Below are 23,571 nucleotides of genomic sequence, written 5' to 3'. Positions count from 1 at the left end.
GGCACTCATTCCCGGCCTAAATCGCCTCACCCTTGAGCAGCCGTGGTGTGCCGTTGGACAACCCCGACGCCTGGCGGATGAAGAACTCCTTCAGCCTGGGCATCCGTTCGACAAGGCCGAGGCCGATGTCGCGGAGCTGGCGCAGCGGGCCGATGTCGTTGGAAAACAGCCGGTTCAGCACATCTGTGGTGACGCCCATCTGCACCGTGTCGAAGCGGCGCCATTGCTGGTAGCGCTCGAGCACGTCGAGCGCGCCGATATCCTGTCCCAAGCGATCGGCCTCGACCACCACTTCAGCAAGGGCCGCCACATCCTTGAAGCCGAGATTGAGGCCCTGGCCGGCGATCGGGTGGATGCCGTGCGCGGCGTCGCCGGCAAGTGCTACGCGCGGGGCGACAAAGGCGCGCGCGATGGTCAGGCCGAGCGGCCAGGCGCGCGGCTTGTCGGTGACGCGGATTTCGCCGAGCTTCAGGCCGAAGCGCAATTCAAGCTCCTGCTCGAAGACGAGGTCGTCGCCCGAGACCAGCTTTTCGGCATTCTCGGAACGTTCGACCCAGACCAGCGACGAACGGTTGGTGCCGTCCTCGGTCGGCTTGAGCGGCAGCGTTGCAAACGGGCCGGCCGGCAGAAAATGCTCTTCGGCGCGGCCATTGTGCGGGCGCTCATGCGCCACCGTGCAGACGATGCCGGACTGGCCATATTCCCATTTCACCGTCTTGATGCCGGCCATGTCGCGCAATTTGGAATTGACGCCGTCGGCGGCGACCAGCAGCCGCGCCTCAATCGCCGCGCCGTCGGCCAGATGCACGGTGATGCCGGCGCCATTGCCGTCGAACGATGCGACCGCGACACCTTCGATGATGTCGATGCCGAGCTTTTGCGCGCGGCGGCGCAAGGCGCTGTTCAGGTCCTTGTTGGCGACCATGTGGGCGAACGGTTCGCCCGGCGCGACCTCGCCATCGAAGGTGAGAAACACCGGACGCACCGGATCGGCGGTGCGCGAATCGGTGACGATCATCTCGGTGATCGCCTGCGATTGCCCGACGATTTCCTGCCAGACGCCGAGCTGGTCGAGCATGCGGCAGGCGGCGGCGGCGATCGCCGAGGCGCGGCGGTCCTTTTGCCAGACGCCGGCGGGGGCAGCATCAACGACCGCCACGGCGAGGCCCGGCCGCGCCTGTTTCAGCGACACGGCGGCGGCGAGGCCGACATAGCCGGCGCCAGCGACCAGCACGTCGAGCGGGGTTTTTGCGTCCGGGTTGCGGTTCGCCATGTCAATTCCTTTCGAAGTCTCGACCATCCCCGCCCACTGGGGCATTCCGGCCTTGACTGCCCGCCATTCCTGTCGGAAACCGCCATAGCATCTTACGGCGAGGTCACGAAGCATGACGGCGGCCATGGACGAGCTTCTCAGCATTCTCGACCTCGAGCAGCTGGAACACAATCTGTACCGTGGTCGCAGCCCCAAGCTCGACTGGCAGCGCGTTTTCGGCGGCCAGACCATCGCCCAGGCGCTGGTCGCCGCGCAGCGCACCGTCGAGCCCGAGCGCCACGTGCATTCGCTGCACGGCTATTTCATGCGGCCCGGCGACACCAAGGTGCCGATCGTCTACGAGGTCGACCGCATCCGCGATGGCGGCTCCTTCGCCACGCGGCGCGTGGTGGCGATCCAGCACGGCCAGGCGATCTTTTCGCTGGAAGCCTCGTTCCAGCAGGACGAGGTTGGCCTTGAGCATCAGCTGCCGATGCCGCGCGACGTGCCGCCGCCCGACAGCCTGTTGTCGCAGCGCGAATTGCTGGGCAAGTTCGGCGAGGCGGTGCCGGACGGCATCAAGCGCTACTGGGAGCGTGACCGGCCGATCGAGATGAAGCCGGTGATGCTGAAGCATTACACCAGCCGCGAAAAGCTGGAGCCGCAGCAGAACATCTGGATCCGCACCACCGGCCCGGTGCCGGCCGACCGCGGCATCCAGGCGGCGGTGCTTGCCTACCTCTCCGACATGACGCTGCTCGACACCTCGACCTTTGCGCACGGCCGCGCCATTTTCGACCGCGACATCCAGGCGGCGAGCCTCGATCATGCGATGTGGTTCCATCGCAGCCATCCGCTCGATGACTGGATCCTGTACACGCAGGACAGCCCGTCGACGCAGGGGTCGCGCGGCTTCACCCGCGGCTCGCTGTTTGCCCGCGACGGCACGCTGATCGCCTCGGTTGCCCAGGAAGGCCTGATCCGGCTGAAGCGGCCGCCTGCGGAATAGGCATTTTCGAAAAATTGCCTACTTTTTAATCAGTGACTGTCCGTTGACAGTGCGCACCGTGGCGCCGGGACTCGAGCGATCTGTTTATTTACAATGAGTTAACACCCTGCTTCGGCAACTGGCACGGAGCTTGAATCCTGTTGGGCACTCTCCGGGCTTTTTGGGATCGGTGAAGGTGTGCAAACGCGGGGGACCGCAACAGCAAAGGGTGAAACCTTATGAAAATCGTGATGGCAATCATCAAGCCGTTCAAGCTCGACGAGGTGCGCGAAGCGCTCACCGCCGTCGGCATCCAGGGCCTGACCGTCACCGAAGTCAAAGGCTACGGGCGTCAGAAGGGACACACGGAAATCTATCGCGGGGCGGAATACGCGGTCAGTTTCCTGCCGAAGATCAAGATCGAAGTCGCGGTTAGCACAGACCTGGTCGACAAGGCCGTCGAAGCCATCACGGCGGCGGCCAAGACCGGCCAGATCGGCGACGGCAAGATCTTCGTCTTCGGCATCGATCAGGCGGTGCGCATCCGTACCGGCGAAACAGACACCGACGCACTTTGAGCGGCGAACACGTATTCCAATGGAGAGTTCAATGAATATACCTTCCACCTTGAAGTCAGTGGCGCGCTCCGCGCTGCTGGGCTCCTTAGCGCTCGGAGCATTGGGCACGGTTGCTGCCTTCGCGCAGGAGGCGGCTCCCGCCGTCGCGGCGGCAGCGCCAGCAGCGCCGGCTTTTACCGTCGACAAGGGCGACACCACGTGGATGATGATTTCCACCGTGCTGGTGCTGTTGATGACCATTCCCGGCCTTGCGCTTTTCTACGGCGGCCTGGTTCGTACCAAGAACATGCTGTCGGTGCTGATGCAGGTCTTCACCATCACCAGCGTGGTCATGATCATCTGGGTCTTCTACGGCTACAGCCTCGCCTTCACCCCGGGCAACGCCTTCGTCGGCGGCCTTTCGAAGATGTTTCTCTCCGGCGTCAACGTATCGACGCTTTCGGAAACCTTCAGCAAGGGCGTCGCCATTCCTGAACTGGTGTTCGTCGTCTTCCAGATGACCTTCGCCTGCATCACGCCCGCCCTGATCGTCGGCGCATTCGCCGAACGCGTCAAATTCTCCGCCTTGATCCTTTTTGTTATCCTATGGGTGACGTTAATCTACTTCCCGATCGCGCACATGGTCTGGTTCTGGGGCGGCCCGAGCGCCTATGCCGACCCGTCCGGCCTGATCTTCAGCTTCGGCGCCATCGACTTCGCCGGCGGCACGGTCGTTCACATCAATGCGGGCATTGCCGGTCTCGTCGGCGCGCTGATGATCGGCAAGCGCATCGGCTACAAGAAGGACATCATGGCGCCGCACTCGATGACGCTGACCATGGTCGGCGCTTCATTGCTGTGGGTCGGCTGGTTCGGCTTCAACGCCGGTTCGAACCTCGAAGCGAACGCCTATGCGGTGCTGGCGATGATCAACACCTTCGTCGCCACGGCGGCGGCGGCAGTGGCCTGGATCGTGCTTGAATCGCTGCTGCGCGGCAAAGCCTCCATGCTCGGCGCTGTTTCGGGCGCGGTCACCGGCCTCGTCGCGATTACGCCGGCTGCAGGTTTTGCCGGCCCGATGGGCGCTATCGTGCTTGGCATCGTTGCCACCTTCGTCTGCTACTTCTTCGTCTCGGTGGTGAAGAACACGTTCGACTATGATGACAGCCTCGATGTCTTCGGCGTCCACTGCGTCGGTGGCATCATCGGTGCGCTAGGCACTGGCATTCTGGTCAATCCCGCCCTCGGCGGCGCCGGCATCGTCGACTATTCGACGGCCGACTTCGCCGCCGGCTATGCCGGCACGGCCACGCAGCTGCTGGCGCAGGGCAAAGGCGTCCTGGTAACCCTGCTGTGGTCGGGCATCGGCAGCGCAATCCTCTACAAGGTCGTCGACTTGATCATCGGTCTGCGTCCGACAGCCGACGCCGAGCGCGAAGGCCTCGACCTGACTTCGCATGGCGAAGCGGCCTACCACTCGTAAGCCTTGCGGGGCGGCCTCGGCCGCCCCGCATTCTCCCATCCCGTCGTGACGCTCCCGAAAGGAGTTCACGCTTTGAGGCCCGGGTCATTCCGGGCCTCTCTTTTTGGCAACCGTGCTGGCAGGCCTCGGTCCCTGCGCAATCACGTTCTAGTGATGGCCGCCGGCGGGGAGACGTCGACCGGATTGGTTCCGAACTGTTGAGACTGCCTACAGTGGAGTGAGCAAGATCGTGGCTCTGGGTGCCGTATAGTTAATGCGGCCTTAACCTTCCCCCCGATAGTCTGACATCCGAATCTGCCGGAGTGCGTCATGCGCCCGGCCAGTCCATGACAGACGGGGAACGAAGCATGCGTTCAGGGGCTTCAGCACCGCTCGCGCTGACCGATACGGGGCACGGCATCCAGGCATTCGCGCGGCGCCAGGTCGGGCGGCTGGTCGGCGCCGGCCTGTTTGCGCTGGTCGCCTTTGGCGTCGCGGCGCTGGCGACCTGGAACGTCGCCGATCCCAGCTTCTCGCACGCCACCGCCAACATCGTCACCAACGCCATGGGTTATGCGGGCGCGGTATTCTCCGACCTCGCCATGCAGTTCTTCGGCCTTGCCGCGGTCGCCGCCCTGGTGCCGGCGGTGATCTGGGGCTTTCTCCTGTTTTCGGCGCGCGGCGTCGACAGGCTGCCGAAGCGCGGCCTTGCCTGGTTCGGCTTCGCGCTGCTCGCGGCGGCGATGGCCGGCTGCGTGGTGCCGCCCAAGACCTGGCCGTTGCCGAGCGGCCTCGGCGGCGTGTTCGGCGACATGGTGCTCAATATTCCGGGCCTGGTCATTGGCGGCTACCCGACCGGCATCGTTGCCAGCGTCATTGCCATGGTGCTCATTGCGCCGGCGCTGTGGCTGTTTGCCTATGGCTCGGCGCTGATTGCGCGCAAGAACGGCTTTGCCGTCATGGAGCGCACCGCGGAGCCCGATCCCCGAGAGGACGACCTGCTCTTCGACGAAGACGACGACGAGGGCGACGAAGGGATACTGGCGCTCGGGGCCATTACCCATTGGTGGCTGTCTTTCCGCGCCTGGATGCATCGCCGGGCTGTGCGCCGCCAGCAGGAGCGCGACGAGTTCGAGCCGGAGATAGAGCAGCGCTCCACCGCATGGCGCCGCGCCGCCGAACGGGTCGAATCAGCGGAATTCGCCGAAGCGCGGATGAGCCCGGATGGCCGCGCCCGCGTCGAGCCGGAATTCTTCGCCGCCATGGTCAATGACCGCAGCGTTTCCGTCGATCCGGACGATGACGACGTCCTCGATGCCGGTTTCGACAATGGCGACGAGGAGGTCGAACTCGACGACGAGCCGGTCCAGCGCCGTGCCGCGCCGAACGCCAAGGTGCAGAACTTCCGGTCAGATGCGGCGACCCGCGTCGCCGCACCTGCGCCGCGTCCCGCTCCCGGCGCGCGCGTCCAGCGCGAGGCGCAGACCTCGCTGATCGGCTCGGAAACATTCGAAATGCCGTCGCTGCATTTCCTGTCGGAGCCGAAGAACGTGGTGCGCGACGCCAGCCTGTCCAAGGACGCGCTGGAGCAGAATGCGCGCCTGCTCGAAGGCGTTCTGGAGGATTTCGGCGTCAAGGGCGAGATTATCGCGGTACGGCCCGGCCCCGTCGTCACGCTCTATGAACTGGAACCGGCGCCCGGCATCAAATCGTCGCGCGTCATCGGCCTGTCCGACGACATCGCCCGCTCGATGAGCGCGATTGCCTGCCGCGTCGCCGTGGTGCCCGGCCGCAACGCCATCGGCATCGAATTGCCGAATGCCAAGCGCGAGACCGTCTATCTCCGGGAGATCCTGGCCAGCCGCGATTTCGAGACGACCAAGTCCAAGCTGGCGCTGGCGCTGGGCAAGACCATCAATGGCGAGGCGGTGATCGTCGACATCGCCAAGATGCCGCATGTGCTGGTCGCAGGCACCACCGGCTCCGGCAAGTCCGTCGCCATCAACACCATGATCCTGTCGCTGCTCTACAAGCTGACGCCGCAGGACTGCCGGCTGATCATGATCGACCCGAAGATGCTCGAACTCTCCGTCTATGACGGCATCCCGCACCTTCTGACGCCGGTGGTCACCGACCCGAAGAAGGCGGTGGTGGCGTTGAAATGGACCGTGCGCGAGATGGAGGACCGCTACCGCAAGATGTCCAAGGTCGGCGTGCGCAACATCGACGGCTTCAACGCGCGCGTGCAGTTGGCTGAAAAGAAGGGCGAAAAAATCTCGCGCACCGTGCAGACCGGCTTCGACCGCCAGACCGGCGAGGCGATCTACGAGACCGAGAACCTCGATCTCGAGCCAATGCCCTACATAGTGGTCATCATCGACGAGATGGCCGATTTGATGATGGTCGCCGGCAAGGACATCGAAGGCGCGGTGCAGCGCCTGGCACAAATGGCGCGCGCGGCCGGCATCCATGTCATCATGGCGACGCAGCGTCCGTCGGTCGACGTCATCACCGGCACCATCAAGGCCAATTTCCCGACCCGTATCTCCTTCCAGGTGACGTCGAAGATCGACAGCCGCACCATTCTGGGCGAGCAGGGCGCCGAGCAGCTGCTCGGCATGGGCGACATGCTGTACATGGCCGGCGGCGGCCGCATCCAGCGCGTGCACGGCCCGTTCGTCGCCGACGACGAGGTCGAGAAGATCGTCGCCCATCTGAAGCTGCAGGGCGTGCCCGAATATCTCGACGCCATCACCGAGGATGACGGCGAGGACGATGACGAGCCGTCGGGCAAGGGCGGCGCTGGCGGTGGCGGCAACAGCAATTTCGAGGATTCCGACGATCCCTACGACCAGGCGGTCTCGGTCGTGCTGCGCGACGGCAAGGCGTCGACCAGCTATATCCAGCGCCGGCTCGGCATCGGCTACAACCGCGCCGCCTCGATCATCGAGAAGATGGAGAAGGAAGGCATTGTCGGCCCGGCCAACCATGCCGGCAAACGCGAAATCCTGGTGCCGACCGAGGACGACAAGTTCTGATCAGCCGATACGGCCCGGCGGCAACCTTGAACCTTTTGGCGCGTTACAGCGACTGAGCGCTGTCCGGCCCGCCAAACTTAAGTCTAACTGGGGGTCCACGGACTGCAACGAGACACACACCACACGAGAGTGACCGGCATGAAAAACGATCTTTCCGCGATCAGCGATTTCGCTCCAAACCGTCGCCAGTTGCTCGGCCTTGGCCTGATGCTTGCCGGCGCCGCGGCCATCAACGTCGTGCCGGGATTCCAGCTCCTGGCCTCGGCGCAGGCGGCGGTGCCGCCGACGGCGCAAAAGATCGCCGACCATTTCTCCTCGGTCAAATCGATGAGCGGCGAGTTCGTCCAGTTCGGCCCCAACAACCAGCAGACCGGCGGCAAGTTCTTCCTTGAGCGGCCAGGCAAGATTCGGTTCAACTATGACGGCAAGTCGAATTTCCGGGTGATTTCCGACGGCAAGTCGGTGGTCATCCTCAACAAGCGGCTGAAAACGTCCGATCTCTATCCGTTGTCGAAGACGCCGCTGAAGCTGTTGCTCGACACCAAGATCGACCTCTCGGGCGGCCGCGTCAAATCGATCAAGGAAGAGAGCGACCTCACCACCATCCAGCTTGCCGACAAGTCGGTGTTCGGCAATTCGAAGATCACCATGATGTTCGATCCGAAATCCTATGATCTGCGCCAGTGGACCATCACCGACGCGCAGGGCAAGGACACCACGGTGATGATCTACAACACCAAGGAAGGCGTCAGCTTCCCTGCGGATACGTTCGCCATCGACTATACGGCGAACCGCGAGCTGAACACCAACCACCGCTAGATCCGGTCAGGCCGGCCTGCAAATGGCGATCTCCTGCGCTTCCGGCGCTCACGTGGTTTAAGTACGCTCCGCTCCGGTTCTCGGAGACCACCATTTTCGACTCGGCCTGACCTGAATCAGGGCCGCCGCCCGCAAAGGCTGGCTTGTGTTTGTGGCGCTCGGCTGGCAGTAGATCGGCGACCTTGTTCGGATCGCCGCATGCCCTTCTCCATCGCCACCTGGAACATCAACTCCGTGCGCCTGCGCATGCCGATCGTCGAGCGGCTGCTGACGGAGCAGGCGCCCGATGTGCTTTGCCTGCAGGAGACGAAGGTTCCCGACGAGCTGTTTCCGGAAAGGGCGTTCCGCAAGGCCGGCTACGAGCACATCGCATTCCATGGCCAGAAGGGCTATCACGGCGTTGCGACGGTGGCGCGGCGGCCGATCGAGATTGTCGAGAAACGGCGCTTCTGCGAGATCGATGACAGCCGGCACCTGTCGGTCAAGGTGCAGGCCGGCGGCAAGGCAATCCTGGTCCACAATTTCTACGTGCCGGCCGGCGGCGACGAGCCCGATCCGGAGATCAACCGCAAGTTCCGCCACAAGCTCGATTTCGTTGCCGAGATGAACGCCATCCGCGCCGCGCATGACGAGGCGTCCGCCTCGATCCTGGTCGGCGACCTCAACATCGCGCCGCAGGAGCACGATGTCTGGTCGCACAAGCAATTGCTCAACGTCGTCAGCCACACGCCGGTCGAGACGCAAAATTTCGACGCGATGCGGATCGCCGGCGACTGGGTCGACCTGATGCGGCTCGACGTGCCGCCAGAGCAGAAGCTCTACACCTGGTGGAGCTATCGCGCGCGGGACTGGGAAGCCTCGAACCGCGGCCGCCGGCTCGACCATGTCTGGTCGTCACCGAACCTGGTGCCGAGCTTTGCCGGCTATGAGATCCTGCGAGAGGCGCGTGGCTGGGAGCGGCCCTCGGACCATGTGCCGGTGATTGCTCGGTTCGACCTGGATTAGGCGTGCCGATATTCAGGTGAGGCCGGCCTGCAAATGGCCGATACCTGCGCTTCCGGTGCGTACTTTGAGTACGCTCCGCTCCGGTTCTCGGTATCAGCCATTTTCGACTCGGCCTGACCTGAATCTCGACACACCCAAGCGTGAGCGCGGTCGCGGGGACCTACCCGCCAAACCTTGGGGCCAACTTCTCGATGCGGGCGATCATGGCCTGAAAATCATCGAGGATTCGCTGGTGCAGTTTCACCGCCACTTCGGGATATTCCTCCAGGATGCGGCGAAACATCTTGCGGCTCAACCTTATCACTTCCGAATCGGTCTCGGCCGAGGCGCTGGTCAGCCGTCTTGAGTCGGCGATCAGCGCCAGTTCGCTGAGGATCGTGCCGGGGCCGGCGGTGCCGATCGGGATGCGGTCGCCGTCATGCTCGCGGTAGAGCACGATGCGGCCACTGACCACGATATAGGCTGAGTCGGCTTCGTCATCCTCGCGGTACAGCTTGCGGTCGGCCTGCAGATGGGTGGCTTCGGCGCCGAAGGCGAGCAGGCGCAGCTGTTCCTGCGTGAAACCCTCAAAGAGCTTCACGGCGGACAGGATGCGGATGTCGTCATCCAGCGCCATCTCTAGCTGCGTCCCCGAACGGTCAGTCCAATCCCTCCCTTAGAGCGCCGCGTGTCCAATTGGACGCGCAAAGGACGCTCTAACACTTCAATCTGCGCAGCGGGCCGATCCAGGCTCCCCCAGCCGGATCCTCCCCGAAACAGTCCCGCCCCGACCGCTTATTGAACAATGAAAAGTTTAAGGAACCAGCTTGTAGCCGCCGCTTTCTGTCACAAGAATTTCAGCATTGGAAGGATCGCGCTCGATCTTCTGGCGCAGCCGGTAGACGTGAGTTTCCAGCGTGTGCGTGGTGACGCCGGAATTGTAGCCCCACACTTCCTCAAGCAGGACGTCGCGCGTCACCACCTTCTGGTCGGCTCGATAGAGATATTTGATGATCGAGGCTTCCTTCTCGGTCAGCCGCACCTTGCCGCCGCGCTGGTCGATCAGAAGCTTCTGGCTGGGCTTGAACGTGTAGGGCCCGACCGAAAAGGTGGCGTCCTCGCTCTGCTCGTGCTGGCGCAGTTGTGCGCGTATGCGGGCGAGCAGCACGGCGAAGCGGAACGGCTTGGTGACATAGTCGTTGGCGCCGGCCTCGAGGCCCAGAATTGTGTCGGAATCGGTATCGTGGCCGGTCAGCATGATGATCGGCGCCTTGTAGCCGCCCTTGCGCAGGATCTTCACCGCCTCGCGGCCATCCATGTCGGGCAGCCCGACGTCCATGATGAGCAGGTCGATGAGCCCGCCGCGCGCCGCGGCGACGCCTTTGGCGGCGGTTGCTTCCTGCAAGACGTCGAATTCTTCGTAAAGGGCCAGTTGCTCGACGAGGGTTCCGCGCAGGTCGTCATCGTCGTCAACGATCAGAATGGTACGTGATGTCATGGATCAATCCATTGTTTTGAAAAGAATTTTCAGTTGACCGCCCCCCATTTATGCGGAAGCTGACCGGCGCAACAGTCCGATCACAGTGATTTGTTCCGTGACACGATCATACAAGAAAAAACGCGATCGCAATGCAGCCGGCGCAATTTTGCCGAAAGGGCTGCGTGTGCTGGTGGTTCGGGCGAGGCCGGGCAACCCCAGCCAGGGGATATTGCAGGCCGGCAGCAAGGTGTTTGCCTGTGCGCTCGGACGCGGCGGCATCTCGGCCCATAAGCGCGAAGGCGACGGTGCGACGCCGCTTGGCGAGATGCGGATTTTGTCAGGATATTTTCGGGGCGATCATTTCGCGGCCGGCCGCAAAACCCGGCTGGCGATGGCGCCGATCGGCGCCGATCTCGGCTGGTGCGAGGTGCCGGACGACCGCAACTACAACCGGCCGGTGAAAATCCCCTATGGCGCCAGCCATGAGCGAATGCGGCGCGACGACCGCCTCTATGACGCCTGCCTTGTGCTCGACTGGAACATGGCGCCGCGCCGGCGCGGCCGCGGCAGCGCCATCTTCTTCCATCTGGCGCGCCCAGGCTTCACACCGACGCAAGGCTGCGTGGCGGTGACAGCGCGGACAATGGCGCGGCTGTTGCCGCTGGTGTCGGACCGGACGGTGGTGAGGGTGGTGAGGTAGGGAGTAGGGAGTAGGGAGTAGGGAGTAGGGAGTAGGGAGTAGGGAGTAGGGAGTAGGCTGGTGTCGGCGCCGTTTCCTTCACTACTCACTACTCACCATTGCCTAACGCCTTCTCGGCTTCTGCCACCCAGTGTCCAGCAATCCAAGCCGGCCGAGTTCCCGGTCCACGGCCCGCGTCACGTCCTTGCGCTGCGCGCCGACGTCGCGCAACTGGCGATCCGACAGATCCTCCACGTCCTGGCGCGGCAGGTTGATGGCGACTTTCGCCTGGCGAAGCCAGTCCGTTACGGCATGCAACCAGTTCGAGCGAGCTGCTGGCGGGTTCAAAACGAAGATGGACATGATGCGCTCCGTGTTCCGCCGGATATCAAATCCGGCTTGATGGTGTTTCGATGGATGCATCATGCCGCATTGAAATCCATGCGAGAAACGAGTAGTTCTTTTCGGATCGTCAAGTTTTATTTGAGGATACGGTGATGTCCCGTCTGTTGCCCGGAACGCGCGCGCTGAGGACTCTGGAAGCCGCCGCCCGCCACCTCAATTTCACCCGCGCTGCCGACGAGCTCGGGCTGACGCCGGCGGCGGTCAGCCACCAGATCAAGGAAATCGAGGATCAGCTCGGGCTGGTGCTGTTCACGCGAACCAGTCGTACCATCCGGTTGACCGAGGCAGGTACGGTGCTGTTCGAGGCCTCGATCGATGCGCTCGACCTGCTCAACCGGGCGGTGTCGCGGGCGCGCAAGCTGACGCGCGGCACGGCATTGCTGAAGGTGACGCTCGACGCGCAGTTCGCGTCAAAATGGCTGATGCGGCGCGTCGACGATTTTCGCAAACTTCAGCCCAGTATCGAGCTGAGGTTCGACATCGGCTACGAAGTGCGCGATTTCGAACTCGACGACGTCGATGTCGGCATCCGGTTCGGGGTCGGCAAGTATCCGGGGCTTCGCGCCCATCGCCTGTTCGACAACATCCTCATTCCGGTGTGCAGCCCGAGCCTGCTGACCTCCGGCCCGCCGCTGCGCGAACCGCGCGACCTCTTCAACCACACGCTTGCCCATATCGAATGGTCGCGCCAAGGCGTGACATGGCCGAACTGGCGCATGTGGATGGCCGCGGCCGGCATCAACGATTTCGACGACAGCCGGACTATCGTGTTTGGAACCTCTACCGATGCCGTGCAGGCGGCGCTCGACGGCAACGCCGTGGCGCTCGCCGAGTTCGCCATGGTGGCAAACGACCTTTCCCAGGGAAGGCTGGTGCAGCCCTTTGAACTCGGTCTGCGCGTGGGGCCGGAGTTCGGCTACTTCCTGGTCTATCCCGAGAGCACTGCCAACGATCCGCGCATCATCGCTTTCCGCGAATGGATCCTCGACGAAGTCGCCAGGACGCAGACCTGACGACTTCTGCAGGCCTCAGCTGGCGACGACCGGCGCCCCGAACCAGCCGATCACCGCGCCGATGATCAACAGCACGCCGAGCCAGTGGCCGCCGTCGATCAGGGTCAGGTCCCAGCCGAAATTCTCATAGCGATGGTTGGCCATCAGCGTCGTGGCGACGAAACCCAGCCAGAGGACGAAGCCGAAGACCAGCCCTGCGACAAGGACCGGCTCGCCGCCGGTCATCGCGCCGACGACCAAGGCCAAGACCAGCGCCATGATCAGCTCGGCGATGAAGGAGATGATGAAGGGCAATATCGATTTCTTTGCCGTTGACGGATCGATCCTGGCCGCCCTCATCCAAGGCTTGCTGAGGGCCGTGTACCAGACGGCGCCAAACAGCCACGCCGCGACGGCCGCGACAACCACCGCCAGCCAGTTCACCACTGAAAAGTCCATAAAGTCCTCCCCTCAAGCATGCAGCCCAAAGCCTGACGGTTCTGGGATAACGACATGCGTATTCTTCAAAATGCGCGATGGAACGCCTGTTCGGCAATGCCGTCAAGCGAAGCGCCACACCGTGGTGCGCTTGACCAGGGCGTCCTCCAGCGCCCGCGTCACCGCCACTTCGTAGACGGCGAGCGGCTCCAGTCCCGCCTTCGGCATGTAGGAGCGGCCGGGATCGCCGACGAGGATGTCGGCGCCGCGCGCCTTCAGTGTCGAAAACCACGGCATCAGCGTGTCGGCGAAGGGTTTGTCGTAGAAGACGTCGCCGGCCAGCACCACGTCCCAGCCGGCGTCGGTGCCGATGCAGTCCGTGCCGCAAAACTCGATGGCAACGCCGTTGGCCTTGGAATTGAGGCGGACCGCCGTTTCGCAGAACGGGTCGATGTCGGCGGCGATCACGTGCGCCGCACCCGCCTTGGCTGCGGCGATGGCGACAAGGCCGGAGCCGGAGGCGAAGTCGAGCACGCGTTTGCCCCGCACATCCGACGGATTGTCCAGCACGTAGCGGGCAAGGCCCTGACCGCCGGCCCAGGCAAAGGCCCAGAACGGCGGCGGCAGGCCGATTTCGATCAGCTCGTTCTCCGTGCGCTGCCAGAGGTCATGCGCTTCGTCGGCAAGATTGAGGACAATCTCCGGCACATGCGGCGGCGACATAAGCGCCGTGTTGTCGAGAATGAACTTTTTCGCGCTGTTCGGCGTGAGGACCGTCACGGAGCCGGCGTCAGGCCGCCCATGCGGCAGACTTCCTTCCATTCGGCCGGCGTCACCGGCTGTACGGAAAGCCGTCCAAGCCGCACCAGCGCCATCTCGGCAAGCTTCGGATTGGCCTTGACCTGCTCCAGCGTCGGCGGGTTCGGCACGTCCTTGAAGGCGCGGATGTCGACGCATTCCCAGCGCGGATCGTCGGTGGTGCTGTCGGGGTGGGCAAGCCCGCAGACCTCGGCAATGCCGACGACGTTCAGCCCTTCATTGGAGTGATAGAAGAAGCCGAGATCGCCGATCTGCATCGCCTTCATGTTGTTGCGCGCTGCATAGTTGCGCACGCCGTCCCACTGCGTGCCGGCCTTGCCCTTGGCCTTCAGCGCCTCGAAGGAGAAGACCGAAGGTTCGGATTTGAACAGCCAGTAGTTCATGTCTTTGCTCCAACTACTATTTTTTGCGCAATTCCGGACGGAAAACCGTTACACACTTTTCCTGGGATCGCTCTAGGCGCCGCCGGAACTAACTAGCCGCCGGCTTGTTGAAGGTCCAGTTCCACTGGCGGATTTCGACACTTTCGAACAGCCCGGCCTTGGCATAGGGGTCGGCAGCCGACAGCGCCTGCGCACCGGCGAGGTCGGGCGCTTCGACGACGACGAGGCTGCCGTTGGGCTTGCCTTCGGCGTCGAGGAACGGGCCGGCAAAGGCCAGTTTGTTGTCGGCGTTCAGGCGTTCGAGAAAGGCGACGTGGACCGGCCGCGTATCGACCCGCACCTGCAGGCTGCGCGGCTTGTCCTTGCAAATCAACGCAAACAGCATTTTTAAAACTCCGTTTTGGGATTGCGACAACAGCTCGCTTGAACTGCCGAAATCGCGGTTTTGCTTTTATGCTGGCTTCGGGTCAATGCCAAATGACGATCTCTCGACGGATTGAATCTCCGCTATGGCTCAAGCCAAGGCGTTGAAATAGTTGACAGTCCTGGGTTGATGAAAATCACAAACGCAACCCGCTTCGCCGAAAGAGTGGACGAAGGCGACAGGCTGCGTCGCGCACCACAACAGCGCACCAGCTTTGCTTGCCGCCGCCTATAAATACACTACCGAGTATTTCGTAAATTCAAAAATAATCAATTTTCGATACGCAACACTCCAGCAAGTCAATTGTGAAATGGGCTGGTCTGCTCAGAACGCCTGAATAGAGGTCGCAATGGAGAGCATCGCGCGCAACACGACGGTTCGGATCGACGACGTCGCGCTTGCTTTCACGGCCGGCATGGGGACCGAGCGTGTTCTCGTCTCTGCAATCATTCCTTGCCTGAACGAGGAACTGACGCTCGGCATTTGCATTCGCAAAGCCTTCAATGCCTTCTCGATGCGCGGCATCAAGGGGGAAGTCGTTGTTGGCGACAATGGATCCGCGGACAAGTCGGTGGAGATTGCGCAAAAGCTGGGAGCGCGGGTCGTTCATCAGCCGGTAAAGGGCTATGGCGCGGCAATCAGTGCCGCGGTCGAAGCGGCCGAAGGCAAATATCTCATCATGGCGGATGCCGATGATTCCTACGATTGGAGCCAGCTCGGCGATTTCGTCGATGCGTTGGAACAGGGTGCGGAACTCGTGATGGGCGACCGGTTCGCCGGCGGGATCCAGCCGGGCGCCATGCCATCGTTGCATCGCTACCTCGGCAATCCTGTCCTTTCCACCATCGCTCGCTGTTTGCACAACTCTCCGGTCCGCGACTTCCATTGCGGCATGCGCGGTTTCACGCGCGAGGCATTTCTAAAAATCGGCGCGCGCTCGCCAGGGATGGAATTCGCTTCGGAAATGATCATCAATGCGCATCGCGCTGGGCTCGCCATTCGTGAAGTGCCGATCAAGCTCTACCCCGACAAGCGCAACCGCGCGCCGCATCTGCGTTCCTTCCGGGACGGTTGGCGACATCTGCGGCTGATCATAGCCCATGCGCCCGATACCATGTATCTCGTGCCTGGGCTGACCTTGTTGATCGCTGGCATTGCCGGCCTTGCCGTTCTCGCGGCTGGGCCTGTTCGCATCGGCGGATGGTACTTTGGAATTCACTTCGTCGCGCTTTCGGCCATGGCGACGTTGATTGGCCTTTCAGCGATCCTGTTCGGTATGCTGGCAAAGGTGGCAATCGCCATCTACCACCCGGTCTACAGCGGTCGAATTGTGCCGTGGCTGACGCGCGGCCGGCCTTTGGAATGGCTGGTTTTTTCCGGTGGCGTACTCGCGGCAACCGGCTTCGCGGCCGATGTGTCACTCGCGCTACATTGGATTCTTGTTGGCGGCCCCATGGAGCAATCGGTGCACCTGACCTTTGTAGTCACCACCATCTGCGTGGCCGGCATGTCGATGGTGCTGTCCGGCTTCGTGCTCAAATTGCTGCTTGATACGTTGAGTAGCAGACGTGAGCTCTAGCCCTCCAGCAGCCTTGCGAGCGGAAATTCAAGCGGCAAGCCGCGCGGCCGCAAAGCCTTTTCTGTCGGTTGTCATGCCGGTCCATGACGGGGCGGCATGGATTGGAGCGACACTTGACTCGCTTGCTGCAGAGCCGAGCGATGGCCTGGAGATAATCATTATCGACAGCAGCCCGACAAACGCTACTTCCGCCATTGTCGAGCGATTTCTCCACCGGCCGGCCTTCCGGCTGCTGCGGCGAAAGGATCTAGCGCCCTGGCAGTCGAAGACCAATCTGGGCGTTGAGCTGGCCGCCGCCGACTATGTCTGCATACTCCACCAAGACGACCTTTGGTTGCCCGGGCGCATCGAGGCCACGCGACGCTGGCTCGAGGACCTGCCCGAAGCAGCGCTTCACTTGGCCCCGACTGCGATCGTCGACCGCCACGGCCGGCGAATGGGATGCTGGAACTGTCCCTTGCCGAGCGACAAGGTGCTCGAATCCGACTTCTTGCTGGAACGGCTTCTCGTACAGAATTTCGTGTCCGTGCCTGCTCCGATATTTCGTCGGAATGCGTGGCTGGCATGCGGGGGTATGGATGAGAGGCTCTGGTATACGGCTGATTGGGATATATGGGCGAAGCTCGCCGTTGCCGGACCCGTCATTTATCACGAGGAGATAACCACGGCCTTCCGGGTTCATGGCGATTCGCTGACCGTAACCGGATCGCGCGATGCGAACGAATTCCGTTCGCAAATGCAGACTGTCCTGGAGCGCCATTTGGACCGGCTTTCGGCGCGCAGCCGGCGCCGGATCGAATCTGCTGCTCGGGCATCGATCAGCGTTAATGTGTCGCTGGCGGCTGCGTCAGCCGGCGACTTGAAGGCCTTGCTTCGAGCCGCTTGTATTATGCTGTCGCTCGGGCCGACGGGATTGAGGCGCTATTTGCGCGATTCGCGGCTGCGTGAGCGTGTCATGTGCCGGCTTCGCGCGAAACTGACAGGAGCTTTCTGAGGCAATGTCCAGCTCTGTCAGGATCGCCGACATCCCAGTGGACCAGAGCGAAAGACCGCTTCTGGAACGGGGATGGCGGTACATTGTGGTGGGAGCGATATGCGCAATTGCGCACAATGTCATCATGATTACGGTCGATCAGCTGGGCAGGCACTACCTGCTGGGCATCATGATTTCATTCCTGGCGGTGACGCCGACCGGCTACGCTCTGCACAGCTGGTTCACCTTCGGCAAACCGCTGCGCTTCAAGGCATTTGCGCGTTTTGCGGCAGGCGTGGCTGCGGCCTACCCGATCTCGGTAGCCATGATGGTGCTTCTCTGTTCCTGGCTTGGCCTTGGTGTTGCGATTGCGTCTCCGATCGCCACCGTCGCATTGCTCATCTGGAACGTTGTCGTTGCGCACCTGGCGATCTTGTCACGGTTCAATCTGCGGCCCGCCACCGCGCCGACGGCATCGTCTCGCCCAGCCACACAGCAATTTGCGGGAAACGAGGAATAAGAATGTTACCGCCAGGTCAGATCATACGCAGGGCTCTTGGCCGCCATTTCAAGCCGGTCGGAGACGTCTACCGTCGTGTTTTCGTCAATCTCAATGTAATCGCGGATTTTCTCGATCGCGAATTGCCGAACGGCGCGAAGGTTTTGGATATCGGCGGCGGTGATGGAGCGCTTGTCGACCGGCTGCTCGATCGGCGCCCCGACCTGACGGTTACGATGTGCGATCTCGCCCCTTCGATCGGTGCGTTTCTAAGCAACGCAAATCGGGCAAAGGTCGAACTTCTGCCCGCGACGGACCTTTCCAGCGTGCAAGGGTCTTACGATGTCGTCACGATTTCCGACGTCATTCATCATGTACCGGTCGATCGGCGCGACGCGTTCTTCAAATCGCTGGCCGCCGGTTGCGAACGCTGGGCCTGCCGGAAGATCATCTTGAAGGACATCGAGCCTGGTGGAATACGCGCCACCTTGTCGCTTCTTGCGGACCGGCACATTACCGGCGACAAGCATGCCGTCTTGTTTTCGCGTTCGGACTTCGCGGCCATGGCAAGGCGGCATTTCCCGACGGCAAAGAGAGCTTCGGCGTCACCGGACCGGCCGAATTATTGTGAACTGCTCAGCTGGTAGCAGATGGGTAGATCCTGGCGGGTCGCTAGAACGTTTCACCGTTTCACGGAAACGGCGAACCGCTCTATCTCTTTGTTTTTGCGCAATTCCCAAGGGAAAGCGCTACGCGCTTTTCCTGGGAAAACCGATCACACTTTCCTGGAATTGCTCTTGGCGATAAGCGCTGGTCAACGACACGCTATTTGGTCGCGATGGTGCCGAGCATGCTGGCGATCCGGTGACTCTCCGGGCGATCGACCAGAAATTTGTCGATAAACTTCAACGGGAATGTCAGCGTCAGGATCGCGGCTTTCGCTACCATGTAGCGGGTTCGGTTCTCTCGACCGACAACGACGCCGATGTATTCGGACAGGATGTTGACGATCGCGCTTGTCGGCCCTTGATGCGTCTGGACCTCTACCCTTGCGAACCGCTGCAGAAGCTGCTCGATCCCGTCCTTTGTGAAGTTGCAGTAGTGGGCGGGATAGCCGTGATAGGGGAACAGGAAAGGGTTGATGCAGAGCAGCTTCCCACCCGGCTTCAGGACACGGAACACTTCATCGACGACCGCTACCGGATTGGGAACATGCTCGATCACGCTGTCCAGAATGACGACGTCGACGGAATCGCTCGCAAGCGGCGTGTGCTCGATATTCGCGACCAGATCGACGTTCGGGGTGGGGAACAGGTCAATGTTGAGAACATCGGGGCGGACGCGCCGTGCGCCGGAGCCGAACTCAACGATCATTGAGTCCTGAGGTATCGAGGCAAGAAACGAATTCAGCGTGTCGTGCGGTGAATATTCGCTGGTGATGACCTGCTTCAGCGAATTGTAGAGACGGGCGCGCGTACTGGTACCGGCATACGCCTCTTCATGGAAGCTCGCGTCGAAGCCCTCCCTCACCGGCGACTCGACAAAGAACGGAATGCCTTTGTGCACGGGATAGGGGGCAGGGCAAGATTCGCAGGTCAGGGCAACCGGGCTTGTGCCAAGCCTGGAATAGCAGACTGGGCAGACGAGGCCCGATGCCATCTTGGGTTGTAGCACGCGATGTCCTTTCAAGCCTCCGCATTGTCGCAGAAGGCTGGCTGCCGTGTTTGAACATAACCCTTCTTAACAAGCAAAAGGCTAACAGCGGCTAAAGTCCCCTGCGTATAGACAGGCTGGAGCGGAGCGCTGCAAGAATCCGAAGCGCGACGGCTTCAGTTCCGCACAGTCTCGGAAAATTAACCGCGGTGGAACCATGCTTCGCCAAGCGGAGCTGCCGGCCTCGAAGTTGTTGTCTGAGGATGAAGGGCGTTGCGCCCAGCGAGGCAGCACGCCTGGCGTTGGTCTGCCTGGGCACGATCGAGGGGGTTGTCTTGAATACGCAGGAGCCGGGACCAAACAAGCTGTTCGCTCTCGGGCAGCGCCCAACAACAACTTTTCTGCATATCCTGATCGCACTCAAGATCATCTTGCTGTTCGTTCTGGCTTGGAACATCCGCTTCGTCATGGATGAATTCGTCCAACTCGGATGGGCGAAATATTTCTCCAACGGCCTGTTCGATACGATCTGGCATCCCAAGGCGGTCGGCTATGCGGCCTTTTATGAGATTGCTCATCTGATCGGCTGGAATGCCACGTCGATTCTGCTTGCTGGCCGCATGCAGACTGCGTTGCTGGCCTGCGGGACGATCTCTTTGATCTACGCATGCGCTCGCGCTCTGGGCGAGGATCGCGTGCGCGCTTTGACGATCGTCCTCGTTCTCCTGTGCTTTTCGAATTTCATGGAGCGCATCTTTCGTACCATCGCCGAACCGCCGGCAGTGTTCTTCGCCGTGGCGGCGTTGCTGGTTGTCCTGCGCGCACCTGGGTTGAGGGCAAGGCAGCTTGTTGCCGCCGGCATGCTAAGTGGCCTTGCCTTCGTCATCACTCAGAAATCGGTCTACTTCAACGTTGCGCTCGGCATCGGCCTTGTTGCTGACGCAGCCTTGATGAGACGCTACGCAACAGGGGCGGTTCGCGGAGGGTGGCTCGTGCTTGGATGGGCCGTTCCGATAATGGTCTATTGCTTGATCTTCGGTGGAGGCGCCCCTGTTCTCGCGGCCAAAAACCTTATACTTGGCCCGGTCGAGATTGCGACGCGTGGAGGCGGTGACTACGGGGGACTGAGGCAGTTCGTGTTACAGACACTGGCGCGGAACGCCCTTCTTTACGGGATCTGTTTCTCCGGTATGGCCCTGTCACTGATGCGGATCATGAAACTCGATGGTCGAAGGCGAATTGCGCTGATCTTTTCACTCGTCATCACGGTGCTGGTATTCACGCACGACCAGCCCTGGCCTTATGTCTTCATCATGGCGTTGCCGTTCGTTGCGCTCTGGTCGTTGGAGCTTCTCGACAGCACCGCAACCCACGCGCGCTACCGGGTTCCTGTCCTCGCGGTGCTGATCACAGCCATCGCCATGAGCTACGCGAGCAATGTCGTTTACCTACGCCTCAACAATCAGACCCAGCTTGAACTGGTCTCGCGCGCGGAATCTTTGCTCGCACCGGATGAGAAGTATTTCGACGGCATCGCCATGCTGCCCAATCGACAGGAGCCCTCCACACTCTGGCTCGACCAGCATTATGTCTTGAAAACATTGCAGGAAGGCAGGCAATCGGAAGCCTACAAAGTTCTCTCGGATTCCCCGCCCAAGATGGTCCTCTGGTCATATCGCATGGATTTAATCGATACCGTGATCGCGCCTCTCATCCGCGACAGCTACGTCCAGATCGCTCCCAACGTCAGAATGGCTGGTCGTCGCCTCTATTCCGGTCGTCCGGTCGTTTTCAAGGTGCCTGTCGCCGGACGATACAGCCTGTACACGACCAGCGGGGAGCTTGCAGACGGCGAGGTCGAGATAAACGGCACCTCGCATTCTTCGCCCCTATCCTTGGAGGCAGGTACCAGCGACGTTGTCCTGCGCAACGGTCCAGCCGAGGCACTGCTGCTGCCGGAAGGTCACTATGAAAACCGCATCGTGCCTGGCGGGGACAATACCGAGCTGTTCACGGGAGTTTACAATTAAATACCGGTTTCGGTCTTCAGCGGCCGGGTCATCAATGCCGTGACAGCCTGCCGAATGGTGATCGTGCCGTCCAGTATCGCCGACACCGCAGCGATGATCGGCGCGTCGATGTCGCGCTCGGTGGCGATGCGGGCGGCGATCGCCGCCGTCGGCACGCCTTCGGCGAGCGGCAGTCCGGACAAGGGCTTACCTTGCCCCAGCGCCAGCCCATAGGCGAAATTGCGCGACTGGGCGGAAGAGCAGGTGAGCAAAAGGTCGCCGAGGCCGGAAAGCCCCATCAGCGTCTCCGGCTTGGCGCCGAAGGACGCGCCGATGCGGCGCAGTTCGACGAAGCCGCGCGTCACCATGGCGGCCTGCGCGCTGGCGCCGAGCCCGGCGCCGGTGACGGCGCCAGCGGCAATGGCGAAGACATTCTTCAAAGCGCCGCCGATCTCGACGCCGATCAAATCGTCGCTGGAATAACAGCGCAGATTCTGCGCCGAAAAGCGCGCGGCAAGCTCGGCCGCCAAGGCGTCGTCGCGTGCAGCAACCACGACAGCGGTCGGCAGACCCCTGGCGACGTCGACGGCAAAGCTGGGACCGGACAGGGCCGAAACCGGAGTTTCGGGCAGAATCTCATCAACGATCGCCGACAGCAGCGCGCCGGTGTCGCGCTCAATGCCTTTGGCGCAGAGAACCAGCGGGATGCCTTTCGGCATATGGGGCTTTGCCGTCGTCAGCATGGCGCGCAGCGCCTGCGCCGGCGCCACGGCCAGCGCGCAATCGGCATCGGTCAGGGCCGTGCCGATATCGCTCGTCGCCGCAATGCCTGTTTCAATGGCGATGCCGGGGAGATAACGCGAGTTCTCGCCGCGGCGGATCGCGGAAACCGTCTCTTCGTCGCGGGCGTAGAGCCGGACATCGTGACCGGCGCGCAGCATCGCCAGCGCCAGCGCCGTGCCCCAGGCGCCGCCGCCGAGCACGGCGACGCGCCAGCCGGTTCTGTCCCTGCCGCTTGTGTTGCCGGCGCTCATGCTTTTGCTCCGCGCCGGCCGGAGCCGACCATCGGGGCCGAAATGCTGTCCAGCGGCCAGCGCGAACGCGGCACGAAATCGAAGCCGTTCTCTTGCGACAGGCCTGCCCGCAACCGCTCGATGCCGGCCCAGGCGATCATCGCCGCATTGTCGGTGCAAAGCTTCAGCGGCGGCGCGACAAAGGCGAAGCCGGCCTCGGCGCACTGCTTCTGCAGCGTCGCCTTGATCGCTCTGTTGGCGGCGACGCCACCGGCAACGACCAGCGCCGGCTCGGCCTTGTCCGGGAATTCGTCGCGGAAGCGGGCCAGCGCGCGGGCCACGCGGTCGCCAAGTGCGTCGGCTACCGCCGCCTGGAACGAGGCGCAGATGTCGGCGACATCCTGCTCGCTTAGCGGCTGGATGGCGGTCGCCGCCTGGCGCACGGCGGTCTTGAGGCCGGAGAAGGAGAAATCGGGCTGCGCCGAGCCCCTCATCGGCCGCGGAAAGGCAAAGCGCGTCGCATCGCCGGACATTGCCGCCTTTTCGACGTTCGGGCCGCCGGGATAGGGCAGGCCGAGCATTTTGGCCGTCTTGTCGAAAGCTTCGCCGAGCGCGTCGTCGATGGTCGTCGCCCAGCGTTGGTAGTCGCCGACGTCGCGCACGGCGACGATCTGGGTGTGGCCGCCGGAAACCAGCAGCAGCAGATAGGGAAAGTCGAGCCCGTCGGTCAGCCTTGCGGTCAGTGCGTGGCCTTCCAGATGGTTGATGGCGATCAGCGGCTTGCCGGCGGCCGCTGCAATCGCCTTGGCCGTCATCAGGCCGACGATCAGCCCGCCGACCAGGCCGGGGCCGGCAGTAGCGGCAATGGCGTCGATGTCGGCCAGGGCTACGCCCGAATCCGCAAGAGCGGCCTCGACAATGCCGTCCAGCGCCTCGACATGGGCACGCGCGGCGATCTCCGGCACGACGCCGCCGAAGGCGGCGTGCTCCTCGATCTGGCTGAGCACGATGTTGGACGCAATCACCGGCACGGAATCGCCGTCCAGCGTCACCACGCTGGCGGCGGTCTCGTCGCAACTCGTCTCAATGCCCAGAACGCGGATCAATTCGTCGCTGTCTCCAGAG

At 62.4% G+C, this 23,571-nt stretch carries 24 protein-coding genes; 13 read left to right on the top strand and 11 right to left on the bottom strand.

Going from position 1 to position 23,571, the window contains the following annotated elements:
• Positions 1-16: 16 nt before the first annotated feature.
• Positions 17-1,273, bottom strand: coding sequence for a ubiquinone biosynthesis hydroxylase (locus NKK52_RS23965; protein WP_023715866.1), 1,257 nt, complete (start codon positions 1,271-1,273; stop codon positions 17-19).
• A 112-nt stretch (positions 1,274-1,385) separates the two neighbouring features.
• Between NKK52_RS23965 and tesB the strand changes: the two genes are divergently transcribed.
• The 6 genes from tesB to xth all read left to right on the top strand — a co-directional run bounded on the left by tesB (position 1,386) and on the right by xth (position 9,121).
• Positions 1,386-2,261 carry an acyl-CoA thioesterase II gene (gene tesB / locus NKK52_RS23960; protein ID WP_023683895.1) on the top strand — a complete coding sequence of 292 codons (876 nt, stop codon included), beginning with the start codon at positions 1,386-1,388 and terminating at the stop codon, positions 2,259-2,261.
• A gap of 218 nt (positions 2,262-2,479) precedes the next feature.
• Entirely contained in the window at positions 2,480-2,818 is a 339-nt protein-coding gene (locus NKK52_RS23955; RefSeq protein ID WP_023670499.1) for a P-II family nitrogen regulator, read from the top strand.
• A 31-nt stretch (positions 2,819-2,849) separates the two neighbouring features.
• Positions 2,850-4,280, top strand: a complete 1,431-nt coding sequence (locus NKK52_RS23950; RefSeq protein WP_023670498.1) for an ammonium transporter — start codon at positions 2,850-2,852, stop codon at positions 4,278-4,280.
• A 347-nt stretch (positions 4,281-4,627) separates the two neighbouring features.
• Complete coding sequence (locus NKK52_RS23945) at positions 4,628-7,297, top strand: DNA translocase FtsK (protein ID WP_023683896.1); 2,670 nt, start codon at positions 4,628-4,630, stop codon at positions 7,295-7,297.
• A 138-nt stretch (positions 7,298-7,435) separates the two neighbouring features.
• Positions 7,436-8,116, top strand: a complete 681-nt coding sequence (locus tag NKK52_RS23940; protein ID WP_023683897.1) for an outer-membrane lipoprotein carrier protein LolA — start codon at positions 7,436-7,438, stop codon at positions 8,114-8,116.
• Positions 8,117-8,314: 198 nt separating this feature from the next.
• Positions 8,315-9,121: an exodeoxyribonuclease III gene (gene xth / locus NKK52_RS23935; RefSeq protein ID WP_023683898.1), complete on the top strand. Its 807-nt coding sequence runs from the start codon at positions 8,315-8,317 to the stop codon at positions 9,119-9,121.
• Between the two features lie 160 nt (positions 9,122-9,281).
• Here xth and NKK52_RS23930 read toward each other — a convergent pair whose 3' ends face one another.
• Together NKK52_RS23930 and NKK52_RS23925 are read right to left on the bottom strand one after the other, a co-directional pair.
• On the bottom strand, positions 9,282-9,737 hold the full coding sequence (locus tag NKK52_RS23930) for a cyclic nucleotide-binding domain-containing protein (RefSeq protein ID WP_023670494.1): 456 nt from the start codon (positions 9,735-9,737) through the stop codon (positions 9,282-9,284).
• Positions 9,738-9,914: 177 nt separating this feature from the next.
• Entirely contained in the window at positions 9,915-10,598 is a 684-nt protein-coding gene (locus NKK52_RS23925; RefSeq protein WP_023670493.1) for a response regulator transcription factor, read from the bottom strand.
• Between the two features lie 145 nt (positions 10,599-10,743).
• Between NKK52_RS23925 and NKK52_RS23920 the strand changes: the two genes are divergently transcribed.
• Positions 10,744-11,280 (top strand): L,D-transpeptidase family protein, encoded by a 537-nt coding sequence (locus NKK52_RS23920; protein ID WP_198026975.1) that lies wholly within the window; start codon positions 10,744-10,746, stop codon positions 11,278-11,280.
• A 102-nt stretch (positions 11,281-11,382) separates the two neighbouring features.
• On the opposite strand, the gene NKK52_RS23915 is transcribed toward NKK52_RS23920, so the two are convergent.
• Positions 11,383-11,622 carry a hypothetical protein gene (locus NKK52_RS23915; protein ID WP_023715868.1) on the bottom strand — a complete coding sequence of 80 codons (240 nt, stop codon included), beginning with the start codon at positions 11,620-11,622 and terminating at the stop codon, positions 11,383-11,385.
• Positions 11,623-11,756: 134 nt separating this feature from the next.
• On the opposite strand from NKK52_RS23915, the gene gcvA reads away from it, so the two are divergent.
• Positions 11,757-12,677, top strand: coding sequence for a transcriptional regulator GcvA (gcvA, locus tag NKK52_RS23910; protein WP_023683901.1), 921 nt, complete (start codon positions 11,757-11,759; stop codon positions 12,675-12,677).
• Between the two features lie 15 nt (positions 12,678-12,692).
• Here gcvA and NKK52_RS23905 read toward each other — a convergent pair whose 3' ends face one another.
• The 4 genes from NKK52_RS23905 to NKK52_RS23890 form a co-directional block, all read right to left on the bottom strand.
• A complete protein-coding gene (locus tag NKK52_RS23905; protein WP_023683902.1) occupies positions 12,693-13,115 on the bottom strand; it encodes a DUF1761 domain-containing protein in 423 nt (140 codons plus the stop codon).
• A 102-nt stretch (positions 13,116-13,217) separates the two neighbouring features.
• Positions 13,218-13,916, bottom strand: a complete 699-nt coding sequence (locus NKK52_RS23900) for a class I SAM-dependent methyltransferase (protein ID WP_023683903.1) — start codon at positions 13,914-13,916, stop codon at positions 13,218-13,220.
• A complete protein-coding gene (locus tag NKK52_RS23895; RefSeq protein WP_023683904.1) occupies positions 13,871-14,296 on the bottom strand; it encodes an EVE domain-containing protein in 426 nt (141 codons plus the stop codon). The genes NKK52_RS23900 and NKK52_RS23895 overlap by 46 nt, the downstream gene beginning before the upstream one ends.
• 88 nt (positions 14,297-14,384) lie before the next feature.
• Positions 14,385-14,681, bottom strand: coding sequence for a YciI-like protein (locus tag NKK52_RS23890; RefSeq protein ID WP_023683905.1), 297 nt, complete (start codon positions 14,679-14,681; stop codon positions 14,385-14,387).
• 388 nt (positions 14,682-15,069) lie between these two features.
• On the opposite strand from NKK52_RS23890, the gene NKK52_RS23885 reads away from it, so the two are divergent.
• The 4 genes from NKK52_RS23885 to NKK52_RS23870 all read left to right on the top strand — a co-directional run bounded on the left by NKK52_RS23885 (position 15,070) and on the right by NKK52_RS23870 (position 18,418).
• Positions 15,070-16,299 (top strand): glycosyltransferase family 2 protein, encoded by a 1,230-nt coding sequence (locus NKK52_RS23885; RefSeq protein WP_023683906.1) that lies wholly within the window; start codon positions 15,070-15,072, stop codon positions 16,297-16,299.
• Between the two features lie 73 nt (positions 16,300-16,372).
• Positions 16,373-17,293: a glycosyltransferase gene (locus NKK52_RS23880; protein ID WP_023683907.1), complete on the top strand. Its 921-nt coding sequence runs from the start codon at positions 16,373-16,375 to the stop codon at positions 17,291-17,293.
• A 4-nt stretch (positions 17,294-17,297) separates the two neighbouring features.
• A complete protein-coding gene (locus NKK52_RS23875; RefSeq protein ID WP_081726168.1) occupies positions 17,298-17,792 on the top strand; it encodes a GtrA family protein in 495 nt (164 codons plus the stop codon).
• A 2-nt stretch (positions 17,793-17,794) separates the two neighbouring features.
• Positions 17,795-18,418, top strand: coding sequence for a class I SAM-dependent methyltransferase (locus tag NKK52_RS23870; protein WP_023683909.1), 624 nt, complete (start codon positions 17,795-17,797; stop codon positions 18,416-18,418).
• 178 nt (positions 18,419-18,596) lie between these two features.
• Here NKK52_RS23870 and NKK52_RS23865 read toward each other — a convergent pair whose 3' ends face one another.
• A complete protein-coding gene (locus NKK52_RS23865) occupies positions 18,597-19,430 on the bottom strand; it encodes a class I SAM-dependent methyltransferase (RefSeq protein ID WP_084013598.1) in 834 nt (277 codons plus the stop codon).
• Between the two features lie 257 nt (positions 19,431-19,687).
• Between NKK52_RS23865 and NKK52_RS23860 the strand changes: the two genes are divergently transcribed.
• Positions 19,688-21,454, top strand: a complete 1,767-nt coding sequence (locus NKK52_RS23860; protein ID WP_023683911.1) for a DUF7056 domain-containing protein — start codon at positions 19,688-19,690, stop codon at positions 21,452-21,454.
• Here the strand turns inward: NKK52_RS23860 and NKK52_RS23855 are convergent.
• The gene (locus NKK52_RS23855; protein ID WP_023683912.1) at positions 21,451-22,467 is read right to left on the bottom strand and encodes an NAD(P)H-dependent glycerol-3-phosphate dehydrogenase; all 1,017 of its coding nucleotides are present in this window, start codon (positions 22,465-22,467) and stop codon (positions 21,451-21,453) included. The genes NKK52_RS23860 and NKK52_RS23855 overlap by 4 nt on opposite strands.
• Complete coding sequence (gene tsaD / locus NKK52_RS23850) at positions 22,464-23,549, bottom strand: tRNA (adenosine(37)-N6)-threonylcarbamoyltransferase complex transferase subunit TsaD (protein WP_198020732.1); 1,086 nt, start codon at positions 23,547-23,549, stop codon at positions 22,464-22,466. Before tsaD ends, NKK52_RS23855 begins: the two co-directional genes overlap by 4 nt.
• Between the last annotated feature and the right edge of the window lie 22 nt (positions 23,550-23,571).

It is taken from the genome of Mesorhizobium sp. C277A (assembly GCF_040324395.1).
GTDB lineage: Bacteria > Pseudomonadota > Alphaproteobacteria > Rhizobiales > Rhizobiaceae > Mesorhizobium.
The sequence above is the reverse complement of the archived record's forward strand: the minus strand, read 5'-3'. Positions and strand labels throughout refer to the sequence as shown.